The organism is Cryobacterium psychrotolerans (genome assembly GCF_900101115.1).
Taxonomy (GTDB): domain Bacteria; phylum Actinomycetota; class Actinomycetes; order Actinomycetales; family Microbacteriaceae; genus Cryobacterium; species Cryobacterium psychrotolerans.
In genome coordinates this window covers 101214-115442 of sequence record NZ_FNFU01000004.1, presented here as the reverse complement: position 1 = coordinate 115442, position 14229 = coordinate 101214, and the positions used below count along the sequence as shown (strand labels likewise).

15 protein-coding genes are annotated in these 14229 nt (G+C 71.2%); 12 read left to right on the top strand and 3 right to left on the bottom strand.

What is annotated here, in order from left to right; genetic code table 11:
• Positions 1-39: 39 nt before the first annotated feature.
• The 5 genes from BLQ39_RS05250 (at position 40) to BLQ39_RS05230 (ending at position 3345) form a co-directional block, all read left to right on the top strand.
• A complete protein-coding gene (locus BLQ39_RS05250) occupies positions 40-318 on the top strand; it encodes a hypothetical protein (protein ID WP_092322286.1) in 279 nt (92 codons plus the stop codon).
• An 11-nt stretch (positions 319-329) separates the two neighbouring features.
• On the top strand, positions 330-1742 hold the full coding sequence (locus BLQ39_RS05245) for a ferredoxin reductase family protein (RefSeq protein WP_241986911.1): 1413 nt from the start codon (positions 330-332) through the stop codon (positions 1740-1742).
• Positions 1739-2227, top strand: coding sequence for an FMN-binding protein (locus BLQ39_RS05240; RefSeq protein ID WP_092322285.1), 489 nt, complete (start codon positions 1739-1741; stop codon positions 2225-2227). The genes BLQ39_RS05245 and BLQ39_RS05240 overlap by 4 nt, the downstream gene beginning before the upstream one ends.
• Entirely contained in the window at positions 2211-3002 is a 792-nt protein-coding gene (locus tag BLQ39_RS05235; protein ID WP_241982873.1) for an FAD:protein FMN transferase, read from the top strand. The genes BLQ39_RS05240 and BLQ39_RS05235 overlap by 17 nt, the downstream gene beginning before the upstream one ends.
• Before the next feature lie 106 nt (positions 3003-3108).
• Positions 3109-3345, top strand: a complete 237-nt coding sequence (locus BLQ39_RS05230; RefSeq protein WP_092322282.1) for a hypothetical protein — start codon at positions 3109-3111, stop codon at positions 3343-3345.
• Between the two features lie 13 nt (positions 3346-3358).
• On the opposite strand, the gene BLQ39_RS05225 is transcribed toward BLQ39_RS05230, so the two are convergent.
• From BLQ39_RS05225 to BLQ39_RS05215, 3 genes are all read right to left on the bottom strand, one after another.
• Positions 3359-4678 (bottom strand): MFS transporter, encoded by a 1320-nt coding sequence (locus tag BLQ39_RS05225; RefSeq protein ID WP_092322280.1) that lies wholly within the window; start codon positions 4676-4678, stop codon positions 3359-3361.
• Between the two features lie 118 nt (positions 4679-4796).
• Positions 4797-5147, bottom strand: coding sequence for a DUF3054 domain-containing protein (locus BLQ39_RS05220; RefSeq protein ID WP_092322279.1), 351 nt, complete (start codon positions 5145-5147; stop codon positions 4797-4799).
• 86 nt (positions 5148-5233) lie between these two features.
• The gene (locus BLQ39_RS05215; protein WP_092322277.1) at positions 5234-5944 is read right to left on the bottom strand and encodes a VIT1/CCC1 transporter family protein; all 711 of its coding nucleotides are present in this window, start codon (positions 5942-5944) and stop codon (positions 5234-5236) included.
• Positions 5945-6160: 216 nt separating this feature from the next.
• Between BLQ39_RS05215 and sucC the strand changes: the two genes are divergently transcribed.
• From sucC to ddaH, 7 genes are all read left to right on the top strand, one after another.
• Positions 6161-7330 carry an ADP-forming succinate--CoA ligase subunit beta gene (sucC, locus tag BLQ39_RS05210; protein ID WP_092322459.1) on the top strand — a complete coding sequence of 390 codons (1170 nt, stop codon included), beginning with the start codon at positions 6161-6163 and terminating at the stop codon, positions 7328-7330.
• An 11-nt stretch (positions 7331-7341) separates the two neighbouring features.
• Positions 7342-8229, top strand: a complete 888-nt coding sequence (gene sucD / locus BLQ39_RS05205) for a succinate--CoA ligase subunit alpha (protein ID WP_092322276.1) — start codon at positions 7342-7344, stop codon at positions 8227-8229.
• A gap of 245 nt (positions 8230-8474) precedes the next feature.
• On the top strand, positions 8475-9698 hold the full coding sequence (locus tag BLQ39_RS05200) for a cell division protein PerM (RefSeq protein WP_092322274.1): 1224 nt from the start codon (positions 8475-8477) through the stop codon (positions 9696-9698).
• Between the two features lie 9 nt (positions 9699-9707).
• A complete protein-coding gene (gene purN / locus BLQ39_RS05195) occupies positions 9708-10301 on the top strand; it encodes a phosphoribosylglycinamide formyltransferase (RefSeq protein WP_092322273.1) in 594 nt (197 codons plus the stop codon).
• The gene (gene purH / locus BLQ39_RS05190; RefSeq protein ID WP_092322271.1) at positions 10298-11983 is read left to right on the top strand and encodes a bifunctional phosphoribosylaminoimidazolecarboxamide formyltransferase/IMP cyclohydrolase; all 1686 of its coding nucleotides are present in this window, start codon (positions 10298-10300) and stop codon (positions 11981-11983) included. Before purN ends, purH begins: the two co-directional genes overlap by 4 nt.
• A gap of 152 nt (positions 11984-12135) precedes the next feature.
• Complete coding sequence (locus BLQ39_RS05185; RefSeq protein WP_092322270.1) at positions 12136-13215, top strand: Glu/Leu/Phe/Val dehydrogenase family protein; 1080 nt, start codon at positions 12136-12138, stop codon at positions 13213-13215.
• Positions 13216-13321: 106 nt separating this feature from the next.
• On the top strand, positions 13322-14092 hold the full coding sequence (ddaH, locus tag BLQ39_RS05180; RefSeq protein ID WP_092322269.1) for a dimethylargininase: 771 nt from the start codon (positions 13322-13324) through the stop codon (positions 14090-14092).
• Positions 14093-14229 lie beyond the last annotated feature (137 nt).

The window sequence follows — 14229 nt, the reverse complement described above, 5'->3', positions numbered from 1 at the left end:
GGCGAGGGCGAGGGCGAGGGCGAGGGCGAGGGCGAGGGCGTGGGCGGCGAGAGGCGCGAGAGGCCGGAGACCCTGCTCGAACGGATCACGTCGCTGCGGGCCCTCGATGTCGAGGTCGCCTTCCGCGCGACCGTGGCGGTCCTGGTGCCGCTGATCGTGCTCGTGGCATTGGGGCGCGTCGATCTGGCGCCCTATGCGGCCTTCGGGGCGATGACCTCGCTCTGCGGCCGGCAGCAGCCTGACCGGCAGGGCGGGCGCATCGGAAGCCCACAGCCGGTTCTCAGCTTCCCGATAGCCGTTCGATTGCCTCGGGGATGATGCTGGCTCTCATGAGCATCGACACGACCAGGAGACGCCCCGCCCGCGCACCGTCCGCGCCGCCAGTGCACCCGGCGTACCAGCGGCGGATGCGCCTGGCCGACACGCTGCAGGTGCTCAGCGTCGTCTCGGTCGCCCTCGTCATCGCGATCTTCCTCGCCGACGGCGGCGCCGTACGGTTCACGACGCCGGCCGACGCGCTCACGTCGCTCGGCATCCTGAGCGGGCTGGTCGGCAGCGACCTTCTGCTGGTCATGCTGCTGCTGGCCGCGCGCCTGCCCCTGATCGACCGTGCCTTCGGCCACGACCGGGCCATGGCCGTGCACCAGTCCCTCGGAAAGCCCGCGCTCTACCTGCTCCTCGGCCACGGCGCCCTGCTGATCGGCGGCTACGCGCTCGCCGACAACTCCACCCTCCCGGCGGAGGTGTGGACCATGCTCACCCAGCTTCCCGACATGCCGCTCGCCTTCGTCGGGCTGGCCCTGCTGGTCACCGTCGTGGTCAGCTCGATCGTCGTGGTGCGCCGCCGTTTCCGCTACGAGGCCTGGCACGCCGTGCACCTGCTCGCCTACGCAGCGGTGCTCGTGTCGATCCCGCACCAGCTGAGCGTCGGCGGGCTGCTCCGCGACGGATCGATCCAGCGCTACTACTGGCTGGCCCTCTACGCCGGGGTCGCCGGCTCGATCCTGCTGTTCCGCTTCATCATCCCGACGGTGCGCTCCATCCGGCACCGCCTCGTTGTTGCCGGCGTCGACCGGGTCGCCCCCGGCGTCGTCTCCCTTCGCCTCACCGGGCGCGGACTCCGCAAGCTGAACGCGAGCGCGGGCCAGTTCTTCATCTGGAGGTTCTGGACGCCCGGCCTCTGGTGGCAGGCGCACCCCTTCTCGCTGTCGGCCGCGCCGGGCGGAGACACGCTGCGGATCACCGTTCGCGGCCTCGGCGACGCATCGGCCGCGCTCCCCACCCTGCCCACGGGCACCCGGGTGAGCTTTGAGGGCCCCTACGGACTGTTCACGGAACGGGCCAGGACCTCGCCCCGGATCGTGCTCGTGGCCGCGGGCATCGGCGTCGCGCCGATCCGCTCGCTGCTGGAGAGCGCGTCGTTCGAGCCGGGCGGCGCGACGGTCATCCTGCGGGCGCCGTCGCCGGGAGAGCTCTACCTTGCCGACGAAATGGCCGCGCTGTGCGCTCGCCGCGGGGCCACCCTGCGGGTCATCGCCGGGCACCGGCCGGCCGGCGTCGACAGCTGGCTGCCGGTGGATGCCGCGGCCGCCGGCATCACGCTGGCATCCCTCGTGCCGGACGTGGGCGAGGCGGACGTGTACGTCTGCGGGCCCAGGCGCTGGACCGACGCGGTCGTGGCCGACGCCCGGGCGGCTCACGTGCCGACCCGGCAAATCCACTACGAAAGGTTCGACTGGTGAGAAAGCGAGCATCGGCCTTCGCCGCTCTGGCCTCCGTGGCGGTCCTGGCCGCAGGCTGGGAGCTGGGCGTCCAGGCCGGCGTCCAGGCCGGCGTCCTGTCGCCGGCGGGCACGGCGGCGGGCACGGCGGCGGGCACGTCCGACTCCTCGGGTGCCGCCTCGCCCGGCGGCGCTCCCGCAGCTGCCGCGCCGGCCGCAGCGGCCGCGCCGTCCGGCACATTCACCGGCTCCGCCGTGCAGACCCGGTTCGGCCCCGTGCAGGTGTCGGTGACCATCGCCGGGGGCGCGATCACCGACGTCACCGCGCTGCGGCTGACCGACCGCGATGGCAAGTCGGTGGCGATCAGCAATCGGGCCGCGCCCGTGCTCCGCGAGGAGGTTCTGTCGGCGCAGTCGGCCTCGGTGCAGAACATCGGTGGCGCGACCTACACGACCGAGGGGTACCTCCAGTCCCTGCAGTCCGCTCTCGATGCCGCGAACTTCTGATCCCGGCGGGCGTCCCTCGCTCACGTTCGAGTCGATGGGAACGGTCGTCAGCCTGCGGCTGGCCGGCCCTGCCGGCGACGCCGGCGAGTCGGTGCGCCGGGCGGCCCACGCCGCGGCCCGGGACACCTTCCGACGCTGGGACGAGCGGTTCAGCCTGTACCGGGCAGACTCCGAACTCAGCCGGATCGCCCGGGGCGACATCCGTCTCACCGACGCGAGCCGGGAGCTGCGCGACTGCTATGCGCTGGCCCTGGACTGGCGTGATCGCACCAACGGGGTCTTCACCCCGCACCGGGCCGACGGCGTGCTCGACCTCTCCGGGATCGTCAAGGCGCTGGCGATACACGAGGCCGGTGGGGTGCTCGCCGGTCTCGGCCTGGCCGGCTGGAGCATCAACGGGGGCGGGGACATCCTGGTCGGCGGGCGCCCGACGCCGGGCTCGGACTGGATGAGCGGGATCGTGGACCCGCTGCACCGAGGCGCCGTGCTGGCCGGCGTGCCGCAGACCGGGCGGATGCGCGCGGTCGCGACCTCGGGCAGCGCCGAACGCGGGGAGCACATCTGGACGGCGCTGCCCGGTGCGCCCTCGCCCTACCGGCAGGTCAGCGTGTTCGCGGGCGACATCGTCACGGCGGACGTGATCGCCACGGCGATCGTCGCCGGCGGCGAGAAGACGCTGGACGAGAGCACCGACCGCTGGTCGATCGAGGTGCTGGCTGTGCTCCGGGACGGCCGCCTGCTCGCCACGCCCGGGCTCCGCCGCCCCGCCTCCTGACCAGCCCGCGGCGCGCCGGAAGCGCCTTGCCCGGGCCTGGGGACGGGCGTACCGTGGCTCGCGCGGGGGAGCCTTCCCCTCCGCCGGGAGCACGTGAGGAGTTGTGATGATGGCAAGCGACCCGGACGCGCTGTGGCCCAGGCGGCCCGGCCTCGGCAGCGAGGGGGTCGACGAGAACCGTGAGGTCGACGACACCAACCTGACCCTCGACGAGGACCTCGCGGGCGGCGAGGACGAGAACGACGAGTGGGCGACCGACGCCGACGAGCGCCCGGTCGATCTGGATCGCGAGGATCGCGAGGATCGCGACGAGGATCGCGACCAGGGCGAAGAGCAGGACTGACCGGGCAGGCGCCTCAGGGCTCGTCGCCCGGGTCGAGCGGATGCTCCAACTCGTCTCGGGACATCCGGAAGATGACGATCGCACTCAGCGCGAGGACCGGCGGCACGAGTCCGGCGACCAGGAAGGCCGGTGCGAGGCCGATGGCCTCGCCTACCGGCCCCGCGAGCGCCATCGAAACCGGCATGAAGGCCAGAGAGACGAAGAAATCCAGGCTCGATACCCGGCCGAGCATCGCCGGGGGGACCCTCCGCTGCAGCAGGGTGCCCCAGATCACGGTTCCCGCCTGGAAGGCGAACCCGACCAGGAAGAGCGCGACGATCATGACCCACAGCTCGGTTGTCAGCCCGATGACCGCCAGGGGCACGCAGCCGAGCCCCCAGAGTGCGTTCATCACGGTCAGGTAGCGGCGCGGCAGCCGGCGCGAGGCGACGACCACCGATCCGGCCGCCCCGCCGATCCCGAAGGCGGCCAGGGCCAGGGCGAAGCCGCCCGGTCCGCCGCCGGCCTGGTCCTTCACTGCGAACGGCAGCAGCACCTCGATCGGCCCCATCAGCACGAGCACCAGCAGGGTGAAATAGGAGAGCGTGCCGAGCAGCCACGGAGTCCTGATCATGTAGGCGAAGCCCGCGCGCACATCCACGAGCACCGCCAGAAACGGATGCTGCCGGGGCGCGTCCGGGGCGGGCGGCTCACGGCGCAGGGCCGTGGGGCGCAGGAACGCGAGGGCGACGGCGGCCAGCAGCTGGGCGCCGGCAATCAGCGCGAAGGCGAAGCCCGGCGAGGAGGCCGCGATGGCGGCGCTGGCGACGGCGGGGCCGGCCGCCTGCATGACCATCGGCCGCAGCACCCCCTCGACGCCGTTCGCGGCGAGGAGTTCCCCGGCCGGGAGGATCGAGGGCAGCAGCGCCGAATAGGCCGGGTAGAAGAATCCGTCGGCCACGCCCAGCGCGAAGGAAATGACGGCCAGGTTCCAGACGTCGACGGACCCCGTGAACGCCAGAACGGCGGCGACCGCGATGGCCACGGTCTTGGTGGCCTCGACCGTGAGCATGATCCGGCGCTGGGGGATGCGGTCGGCGGCGACCCCGCCGATCAGGACGGCCGCGAGCAGACCGGCTGCCGAGCCGGTGGCGACCATCGAGAGCTCGATCGGGCCTCCGCCGAGCTCGATCACCTGCCAGACCACGGCGACCAGCCACATGCCGGCACCGAACAGCGACAGCGTCATCGCGCCGATCAGGATGCGGTACTGCCCCTCCCGGAAGGGCCGCGCGGCCCGGGGCAGCCCGGGCCGACGGCGCGGAGGCGTGCCCGTGGCGGCGTCATCCCTCATGGCGAGCGTGGTCCTTCCGGCCGCAAGTGCGACCTGTCCATGATTCCGTGCCGCCGCGCAGGGCCGCAACCGCCGGGCCGGGCCGCACCCCGGCGAATCCGGCCGGGCCGCGGCGGGTTCAGCGGGGCGACCGGACGCGGCGAACCAGCAGCGCGACGCCCCGCCAGCCGAGCAGGAACACGCCCAGGACCAGCACGGTCACGATCGCGAAGCTCGGCTGCACGCCCTGCCCGCCGACCAGGCGCAGCGCCAGTCCGCCCGCGGCGGTGCCCAGCCAGATTCCGATGCCGGTCCAGACGATCCGCCGCGGGCTGCGCCACGCCCGCATGACCAGCCAGCCGGCGACAAGCCCGCCGAGGAACGGCCAGAGCGTGTTCAGGACACCGAGGAGGTCCTCGCCGTGGCTGGCTCGCCCGATCAGCACGAACGCGAACACGAGGGCGACGTCGATGGCCGCGGCGAATATCATCCCTCCATCCTCCCCCCAATTTCCCGCGAAACCGCAGTTGTGCACGCTAAACGGCACGTATAACGCGCACAACTGCGCTTTCGCGGTTAGACGGCGGTGCCGATCAGGGCGCCGATCGCGTAGGTGACGACGAGGGCGAGGCCGCCTCCGACCACGATCCGGCCGATGGCGCGGCCCTTCGGGCTTCCGCCGAGGTAGGCGCTGAGCCAACCGGTGATGACCAGGGCGATGACGACGGAGAGGAACGTGGCCGGCACGCGCCACTCGGGCGGCGGGAGCAGCACCGACAGGAGCGGCAGGATGGCGCCGACGGTGAAGGCGAGCGCCGAGGCGAACGCGGCGTGCCACGGGTTGGACAGTTCCTCGGTGCCGATGTGGAGCTCCACCTCGAGGTGGGCTCCGAGTGCGTCGTGCTCGGTCAGCTCGACCGCCACCTGCCTGGCCGTCGCGGGGCTCAGCCCCTTCGCCTCGTACAGCCCGGCGAGTTCGGCGAGCTCCTGTTCGGGCATGTGCTCGAGTTCGTAGCGCTCCTTGGCGATCAGCGCCCGTTCGGTGTCCCGCTGGCTGCTCACCGACACGTACTCGCCCAGGGCCATCGAGATGGCGCCGGCGAGCAGGGCCGCGACGCCCGCGATCAGGATTGCAGCGGAATCCGTCGTCGCGGCGGCGACACCCACGACCAGCGCGGCGACGGACACGATGCCGTCGTTGGCGCCGAGCACCCCGGCGCGGAGCCAGTTGAGCCGGGACGCGTGTCCGGCCGTGTGCGGGTCTACGCCATGTGCTTGTTCAGTCATGGGTACAGCAAATCACCCCGGGGATGCCCGCGCCAGCGACGCGCGGTATGCCCCGGCCCGGCCGCCTGCCGACGGCGGCGATTAGCGACTGTTTGGCCCGGACTGTAGAGTTTGACCGGGTCGTATGTCTTGACGTCGAGCTAAATCCGACATCGACTGCGTCGCCCGACACCCCTCACCATGCACGAACGCTATGACGCGGATTGGAAGAGCAGCGTGGATCTTTACGAATACCAGGCAAGAGACCTGTTTGAGCAGTATGGAGTCCCGGTGCTTCCGGGAATCGTCGCGGACACACCCGAAGAGGTGCGCGCGGCCGCCGAGAAGCTGGGCGGCGTCGTCGTCGTCAAGGCGCAGGTCAAGGTCGGCGGCCGAGGCAAGGCCGGCGGCGTCAAGGTCGCGAAGACCCCGGATGACGCGGAAGCAGCTGGCCGCGCCATCCTCGGCCTCGACATCAAGGGCCACACCGTCAACCGGGTCATGGTCGCCGGTGGCGCGCGCATCGCGCAGGAGTTCTACTTCTCCGTGCTGCTCGACCGGGCGAACCGCTCGTACCTCTCGCTCGCCAGCTACGAAGGCGGCGTGGAGATCGAGGTCCTGGCGGTCGAAAAGCCGGAGGCGCTCGCCTACGTGTCGATCGACCCGCTCGCCGGGATCGACCTGGCCAAGGCCCGGGAGATCGCGATCGACGCGAAGTTCCCGGCCGAGCTCGTCGACAAGGTCGCACCGATCTTCGTGCAGCTCTACAACGTGTTCACGGGCGAAGACGCGACCCTGGTCGAGGTCAACCCGCTCGTGCTCACCGAAGAAGGCGACATCATCGCCCTCGACGGCAAGGTCACGCTCGACGAGAACGCCGGCTTCCGCCACCCGAAGCACGCGTTCCTCGAAGACGCCGCGGCGGCCGACCCGCTCGAGGCGAAGGCCAAGGAGAACGACCTCAACTACGTCAAGCTCGACGGCGAGGTCGGCATCATCGGCAACGGCGCGGGGCTCGTCATGAGCACCCTCGACGTCGTCGCGTACGCGGGTGAGAACCACGGCGGAGTGAAGCCGGCCAACTTCCTCGATATCGGGGGCGGAGCATCCGCAGAGGTCATGGCTGCCGGCCTCGACGTCATCCTCGGCGACCCGCAGGTCAAGTCGGTCTTCGTCAACGTCTTCGGCGGCATCACCGCCTGCGACGCCGTCGCCAAGGGCATCGTGGGCGCGCTCGCCGAACTCGGCACGTCCGCGAACAAGCCGCTCGTCGTGCGCCTCGACGGCAACAACGTCGACGAGGGCCGCCGCATCCTGGCCGAGGCCAACCACCCGCTCGTCACACTGGCCGCAACGATGGACGAGGGCGCCGCCAAGGCCGCCGAACTCGCCCACGCCGCGAAGTAAGGATTCCGAGAATGTCAATCTTCCTCAACAAGGACTCCAGGGTCATCGTCCAGGGCATCACCGGCGGCGAGGGCACCAAGCACACCGCCCTCATGCTCAAGGCCGGCACCCAGGTCGTCGGCGGAGTGAACGCCCGCAAGGCCGGCACCACCGTGGTGCACGGCGACGTCGAGCTGCCCGTGTTCGGCACGGTCGCCGAGGCGATGGAAAAGACCGGCGCGGATGTCTCCATCGCGTTCGTCCCGCCCGCCTTCACCAAGGACGCCGTGATCGAAGCGATCGACGCGGGCATCCCGCTGCTCGTCATCATCACCGAGGGCGTCCCGGTGCAGGACTCCGCCGAGTTCTGGGCCTACGCCCAGGCAAAGGGCAACAAGACCCGCATCATCGGGCCGAACTGCCCCGGCATCATCACCCCCGGTGAGGCGCTCGTCGGCATCACGCCGGCGAACATCACCGGCAAGGGCCCGATCGGCCTCGTCTCCAAGTCGGGCACCCTGACCTACCAGATGATGTACGAACTGCGCGACCTCGGCTTCTCCACCGCGATCGGCATCGGCGGCGACCCCATCATCGGCACCACCCACATCGACGCCCTCGAGGCGTTCGAGGCGGACCCGGAGACCAAGGCGATCGTCATGATCGGCGAAATCGGCGGCGACGCCGAGGAGAAGGCGGCCGACTACATCCGGGCGCACGTCACCAAGCCCGTCGTCGGCTACGTCGCCGGCTTCACCGCCCCCGAGGGCAAGACCATGGGCCACGCCGGCGCCATCGTCTCCAACGGGGCCGGAACCGCCCAGGGCAAGAAGGAGGCCCTTGAGGCCGCCGGGGTCAAGGTCGGCAAGACGCCGAGCGAGACCGCCACCCTGCTGCGCGAGGTTCTCGCCGCACTGTAAACAAGCATCCAGTGAGAGGGCCCGGCGTTATCGCCGGGCCCTTTCGCGTGCGCCATAATGGTTCCTATGGCGACTTTTCTCACCCTCTTTCTCACCGGATTCGTTCTCGTCGGCGCGACTCTCGGCCTCGCGGCGATCGTCGCGATGATCAAGGAGCCGTACCGCAAGTAGAATCTCCGTCGAATTCGCACGCACCGCACGCGCGCGCCCGGTGCGGCCGGATCGGCGGGTAGGCTCAGAGGCCGATGAACCGCTTAACGACAGCCCTGCTCGCCGCGCTCGAGGCGCTCATTGTCGTAGCCATCGGCATCGGCATCGCGCTCGTGCCCCTGACCGTGCTCTGGGCGACGCAGGTGGACCTCGGCCTCGACTGGCTCGTCTTCTGGCGGGCCGCCGCCGACGCGTGGTTGCTCGGCAACGGGGTGGACCTCCACGTGCAGCTCGGCCCCGCCGTCGTCTCCGCGCTCGGGATGCCGGCCGCCCTCGAGCCGTTCCCGGTCACCATCGCCTTCCTCGGCGTCGCCCTGCCGGCCGTCGTGCTCGGGGTGCGAACGGGCCGCCGCGCCGCCGCGACCCCGCACCGCTGGGTCGGCGTGCTCTCCGCGATCTCCGCCTACGGCCTGCTCGCCACCCTGGTCACCCTCTCGGCGGGCACCGAGCTCGTGCGTCCCTCCGTGCCGCAGGGGATGCTCCTGCCGACCCTGGTCTACGCGTCCGGCGTGCTGGTGGGCTCGGAGCTGGGCTCCGGCGCCCGCGGGATCCGTGAGCGGTTCGCGGACCTGCCGAAGACGGCCCGCGCGGTCGTCGCGGGGGCGCTCCGCGGCGGGAGCGCGGCGGCCGTCGGCGTGATCGGGGTCTCCGCAGTCGCCGTCGCCGTGCTCACCCTGATCAACTACGCGACCATCATCGGCCTGTACGAAACCCTGCAGTCCGGGGTCCTGGGCGGCATCATTCTCACCCTGGCGCAGCTCGCGCTCATCCCGAACCTCGTCATCTGGGCCGCGGCCTGGTTCGTCGGCCCGGGCATCGCCGTCGGCGTCGGCACGAGCCTGTCGCCGGTCGGGACCGCCCTCGGCGCGGTCCCCGGGCTCCCGATCCTCGGCGCGCTGCCGCACGGCACCCTCGAACTCGGGTTCGTCGGTCTGGTCGTGCCCGTGCTGATCGGCTTCGGCGCCGCACGGATGACCCGCCGCAGGTCCGAGGGGACGGATGCCCCGCTGCCGGGCGCCGCGGAGCGCCTGGTCACCGGACTGTCGATGGGGCTCGTGGCCGGCATCCTGCTCGGGCTGCTCGCCTGGTGGTCGGCCGGTGCGATCGGCCCCGGCCGCCTGTCGATGGTCGGACCCGACCCGTTCCTGGTCGGCGCGCTCGCCGCTGTGGAGGTCGGCCTGGCCGCCGGCCTCGGCATGCTGGTCGGTGGGCGCCCGGCGATCGTACGGGCCGAAGGGCGCTCCTTCGCGAAACGGTAAGCTCGAAGGGTGCTGTCACTGGTCGTTTTGATCTCCGGCGGGGGATCCAACCTCCGCGCCCTGCTCGAGGCGTCCGAGGACGCCGAGTTTCCCGCGCGGGTCGTCGCGATCGGCGCCGACCGCGACGCCGACGGACTCGCCCTCGGCGAAGAGTTCGGCGTGCCCACCTTCACCGTCCCCTATTCCTCGCACGCCGACCGGGAGGCCTGGGGAGACGAACTCCTCGCGCAGATCCAGCAGTGGCAGCCGGACCTCGTCGTGCTCAGCGGCCTGATGCGCCTGCTGCCGCCGCGCGTCGTCGCCGCGCTCTCCCCGAACCTGGTCAACACGCATCCGGCCTACCTGCCCGAGTTCCCCGGCGCCCACGGCGTCCGGGACGCCCTGGCCGCGGGGGCCGGCCAGACCGGGGCCAGCCTCATCGTCGTCGACAACGGCGTCGACGAGGGACCGATCATCGCGCAGGAACGGGTGCCCGTCCTGGCGGGCGACACCGAGACCACCCTGCACGAACGCATCAAGACCGTCGAGCGTCGCCTGCTGGTGCAGGCAGTGCTCGACATCGCCAACGGACACGTCAACCTCAAGGAGCTTTCCCACACATGAGCGGCCACACACAGAGCACCGCAGCGAGCCTCTACCGCGACCGGGACGTCATCCCCGTGCGGCGCGCCCTCATCTCGGTCAGCGACAAGGCCGGCCTGATCGACCTCGCCGACGCGCTCGTCGCCGCGGGAGTCGAAATCGTCTCGACCGGGTCGACGGCGGCCACCATTCGCGCGGCCGGCCACGAGGTGACGGATGTCTCCACGGTCACCGGCTTCCCGGAATCCCTCGACGGCCGGGTGAAGACGCTGCACCCCGCCGTTCACGCCGGCATCCTGGCCGACCTGCGCCTCGAGGCGCATGAGGACCAGCTGAAGGACCTGAGCATCGCCGCCTTCGAGCTCGTCGTGGTAAACCTGTACCCGTTCGTCGAGACCGTGCAGTCCGGCGCTGCCCCGGCCGACGTGATCGAGCAGATCGACATCGGCGGCCCCGCCCTCGTGCGCGCCTCGGCGAAGAACCACGCGAACGTCGCGATCGTGGTCGACCCGGAGGACTACCCCGAGATCATCGCCGCGGTCGGGACCGGCGGCACGACGCTGCGCCAGCGCCAGAAGCTCGCCTCGCTCGCCTTCGAGCACACCGCCGGCTACGACCTGTCGGTGTCGGCCTGGTTCACCGAGAACGTGTACGACCAGTGGGCCGACGACACCGAGACGCTCGCCGAAGACATCCTTGAAGCATTCGACGCCGTGACCGGCGCCGACGAGGACATCGACATCCCGTTCTTCCCGGACGCCCTGGTCATCGAGGCCACCCGCAGCGCCGTGCTGCGCTACGGCGAGAACGCCCACCAGTCTGCCGCGCTCTACGCCGGCGAGGGCGGGCAGGGAATCGCGCAGGCCCTGCAGCTGCACGGCAAGGAGATGTCCTACAACAACTACGTCGACGCGGATGCCGCGGTGCGCGCCGCCTTCGACTTCGACCAGCCGGCCGTCGCGATCATCAAGCACGCCAACCCCTGCGGCATCGCCGTCGCCGCGGGCAAGGCGCCGGATGCGATTGCGTCCGCCCACCGGCGGGCCCACGACTGCGACCCGGTCTCCGCGTTCGGCGGCGTGATCGCCGCCAACCGCACGGTCACCCTCGGCATGGCCGAGACGGTCAGCCAGATCTTCACCGAGGTGCTCGTCGCGCCGGGATTCGAGCCGGCCGCATTCGAACTCCTCCGCGCCAAGAAGAACATCCGCCTCCTGGAATTGCCGGCCGACTACCGCCGCTCCTCACTCGAGCTGCGCCAGATCTCCGGCGGCCTGCTGGTGCAGGAGTCCGACACATTCGAGGAGTTCAGCTCGGCTGGCTGGACGCTCGTGGCGGGCCCGGAAGCCGACGAGGCCACTCGCGCCGACCTCGAGTTCGCGTGGAAGGCCTGCCGCTCCGTGAAGTCGAACGCCATCCTGCTGGCGCGCGGCGGGGCATCCGTCGGCGTTGGCATGGGCCAGGTCAACCGGGTCGACTCGTGCCACCTCGCCGTGCTGCGCGCCGGCGACCGCGCGGCCGGCTCGGTCGCGGCCTCGGACGCGTTCTTCCCCTTCGCTGACGGCCTGCAGGTGCTGCTCGACGCCGGCGTCACCGCGGTCGTGCAGCCCGGCGGCTCGGTGCGCGACGAGGAGGTCATCGCCGCCGCGGCCCTGGCCGGCGTGACCATGTACTTCACCGGCGAGCGCCACTTCTTCCACTAGCCCGCGAAACCGCAGTTGTGCGCGTTATGCGCGGGTTTTAGCGCGCACAACTGCGGTTTCGCGGGGAGGGGAAGGCTTTAGGGTTGAGGTATCCGCCCGACACAATCAGGCGACACACACCGCCCACAAGGCCACCACAGGAAGAACCATTCATGACCCTCTCGCAACCATCACTGTCGCTGGATGCTCTCGCCGGAATCCCGTTCACGCACGAACGCGTGCTCATCACCACGGGCGTCCGCTCCGGGCTCGTCATCACGGTCGCCGTGCACTCCACCCGCCTCGGCCAGGCCCTCGGCGGCGCCCGAGTCTGGCAGTACGAGAACTGGACCGAAGCCGTCGCCGATGCGCTGCGCCTCTCGGCTGCGATGACGCTCAAGAACTCGGCCGCGGGCCTCACCCGCGGCGGCGGCAAGTCCGTCATCTATCTGCCGGTCGGCACCGTGCTCACCGACGAGCAGAAGCGCGACGCCATGCTCGACCTCGGCGACGCCATTGAAAGCCTGAACGGCGCCTACATGACCGCTGAGGATGTCGGCACGAGCGCCGAGCTCATGGCCATCGTCGCCGAGCGCACCCCGAACGTCTGCGGCCTGCCCGCATCCAGCGGGGGCGTGGGCGAACCGGCCGACGCGACCGCCGCCGGCGTCTACGCGAGCCTCGTCGCCACCCTCGAGGCGCTGTTCGGCAGCCGTGAGGTGTCCGGACGCCACATCGTGATCTCCGGCCTGGGCCAGGTCGGCGGCCGCCTCGCCCGGGCGCTCGCCGCCGCCGGAGCTCAGCTGACCGTGACCGACGTCAACCTCGACAAGCGCGAGCTGGCCGAGGAACTCGGCGCCGACTGGGTGCCCGTGGCCGGAGCGCACCGCGTGCAGGCCGACCTGTTCGTGCCCTGCGGCCTCGGCGGGGTCCTCACTCCGCAGGTGATCGGCGAGCTCAATGTGCTCGGCGTCGTCGGCGCCGCCAACAACCAGCTCGAGTCGTCCGAGGGCGCCGCCGAACTGGACGCCCGAGGCATCCTCTGGGCCCCCGACTTCGTCGTCAACGCGGGCGGCGTGATCTACCTCGCGTACGCCGGCGAGCCGGGCGCCGACCTCGACGCCATCGCCGCCCGGGTGGACGCCATCGGCGACACCGTCGCGACCATCTTCACGGATGCGCGCGCGCAGGGCATCACGACGCTGGAGGCAGCCGAGCGCCTCGCCGCAGCCCGCCTCGACGCCGCCGAATAGCCCCGCACCACCCTCGCGATTCCGCAGTCGTGCACGTTATGAACGCCGAATAACGCGCACAACTGCGGTTTCGCGGGGGTGAAGCGGCGGGAAGTAGGCTGACGGGATGACGCACGCGAGACGCATTGCCCTGGTCCGGAGGCCGGCCGCGAACCTCGCCGCGGGGCAGCTGACCCACATCGAACGCACCCCGGTCGACCTGGAGCTGGCCCGCGCGCAGTGGCGCGACTACGTCGAGGCGCTCGCCGCCGCGGGCTGGGAGACCCGAGAGGTCGATCCGGCCGACGAGGCTCCGGACTCCGTTTTCATCGAGGATGCCGTCGTCATGTTCGGCGACGTGGCCGTCGTCACGAGCCCGGGGGCCGAGAGCCGGCGCGGCGAGAGCGCCGGGGCGGAGGCGGCCGTGCGCCGGCTCGGCGGCACCGTGCGCCGGCTCGAGCTGCCGGGCACGCTCGACGGCGGCGACGTGCTCAAGGTGGGGAACACCGTGTACGTCGGCCGGAGCCTGCGCACGAACGCCGAGGGCGTGCGCCAGCTGACCGCGATCGTCGGCCCGCTCGGGTACACCGTGGTTGCCGTGCCCGTCAGCGGCGCGCTGCACCTGAAGACCGCGGTCACCGCGCTGCCCGACGGAACCGTCATCGGCTTCCCGCCGCTCGTCGACGACGAGGGCCTGTTCGATCGTTTCCTGGCCGTGCCGGAGGCCGAAGGCACCGCCGTCGTCGTGCTCGACGAGCAGACCGTGCTCATGTCGTCCGCAGCGCCCCGCAGCGCGGACCTGTTCCGCGGGCTGGGCTACACCGTCGTCACGGTCGGCATCTCCGAATTCGAGAAGCTCGAGGGCTGCGTCACCTGCCTCAGCGTGCGGGTGCGTTGACACACCCCCGCGAAACCGCAGTTGTGCGCGATATGAGCGTGTTTTAACGCGCACAATTGCGGTTTCGCGGGAGTTGTGGTTGCGGTGCGGGGGGCGGGGGGCCTAGTCTGAAAGGCTGCCTGATCAGGGGGGCAAAG

What these genes read in the sequence shown, in the direction of transcription:
- BLQ39_RS05245 (WP_241986911.1), top strand. Translation starts at nt 330, where the DNA reads ATGAGCATCGACACGACCAGGAGACGCCCCGCCCGCGCACCGTCCGCG.
- BLQ39_RS05235 (WP_241982873.1), top strand. Translation starts at nt 2,211, where the DNA reads ATGCCGCGAACTTCTGATCCCGGCGGGCGTCCCTCGCTCACGTTCGAG.
- BLQ39_RS05230 (WP_092322282.1), top strand. Translation starts at nt 3,109, where the DNA reads ATGATGGCAAGCGACCCGGACGCGCTGTGGCCCAGGCGGCCCGGCCTC.
- BLQ39_RS05225 (WP_092322280.1), bottom strand. Translation starts at nt 4,678, where the DNA reads ATGAGGGATGACGCCGCCACGGGCACGCCTCCGCGCCGTCGGCCCGGG.
- BLQ39_RS05220 (WP_092322279.1), bottom strand. Translation starts at nt 5,147, where the DNA reads ATGATATTCGCCGCGGCCATCGACGTCGCCCTCGTGTTCGCGTTCGTG.
- BLQ39_RS05215 (WP_092322277.1), bottom strand. Translation starts at nt 5,944, where the DNA reads ATGACTGAACAAGCACATGGCGTAGACCCGCACACGGCCGGACACGCG.
- sucD (WP_092322276.1), top strand. Translation starts at nt 7,342, where the DNA reads ATGTCAATCTTCCTCAACAAGGACTCCAGGGTCATCGTCCAGGGCATC.
- BLQ39_RS05200 (WP_092322274.1), top strand. Translation starts at nt 8,475, where the DNA reads ATGAACCGCTTAACGACAGCCCTGCTCGCCGCGCTCGAGGCGCTCATT.
- purH (WP_092322271.1), top strand. Translation starts at nt 10,298, where the DNA reads ATGAGCGGCCACACACAGAGCACCGCAGCGAGCCTCTACCGCGACCGG.
- BLQ39_RS05185 (WP_092322270.1), top strand. Translation starts at nt 12,136, where the DNA reads ATGACCCTCTCGCAACCATCACTGTCGCTGGATGCTCTCGCCGGAATC.
- ddaH (WP_092322269.1), top strand. Translation starts at nt 13,322, where the DNA reads ATGACGCACGCGAGACGCATTGCCCTGGTCCGGAGGCCGGCCGCGAAC.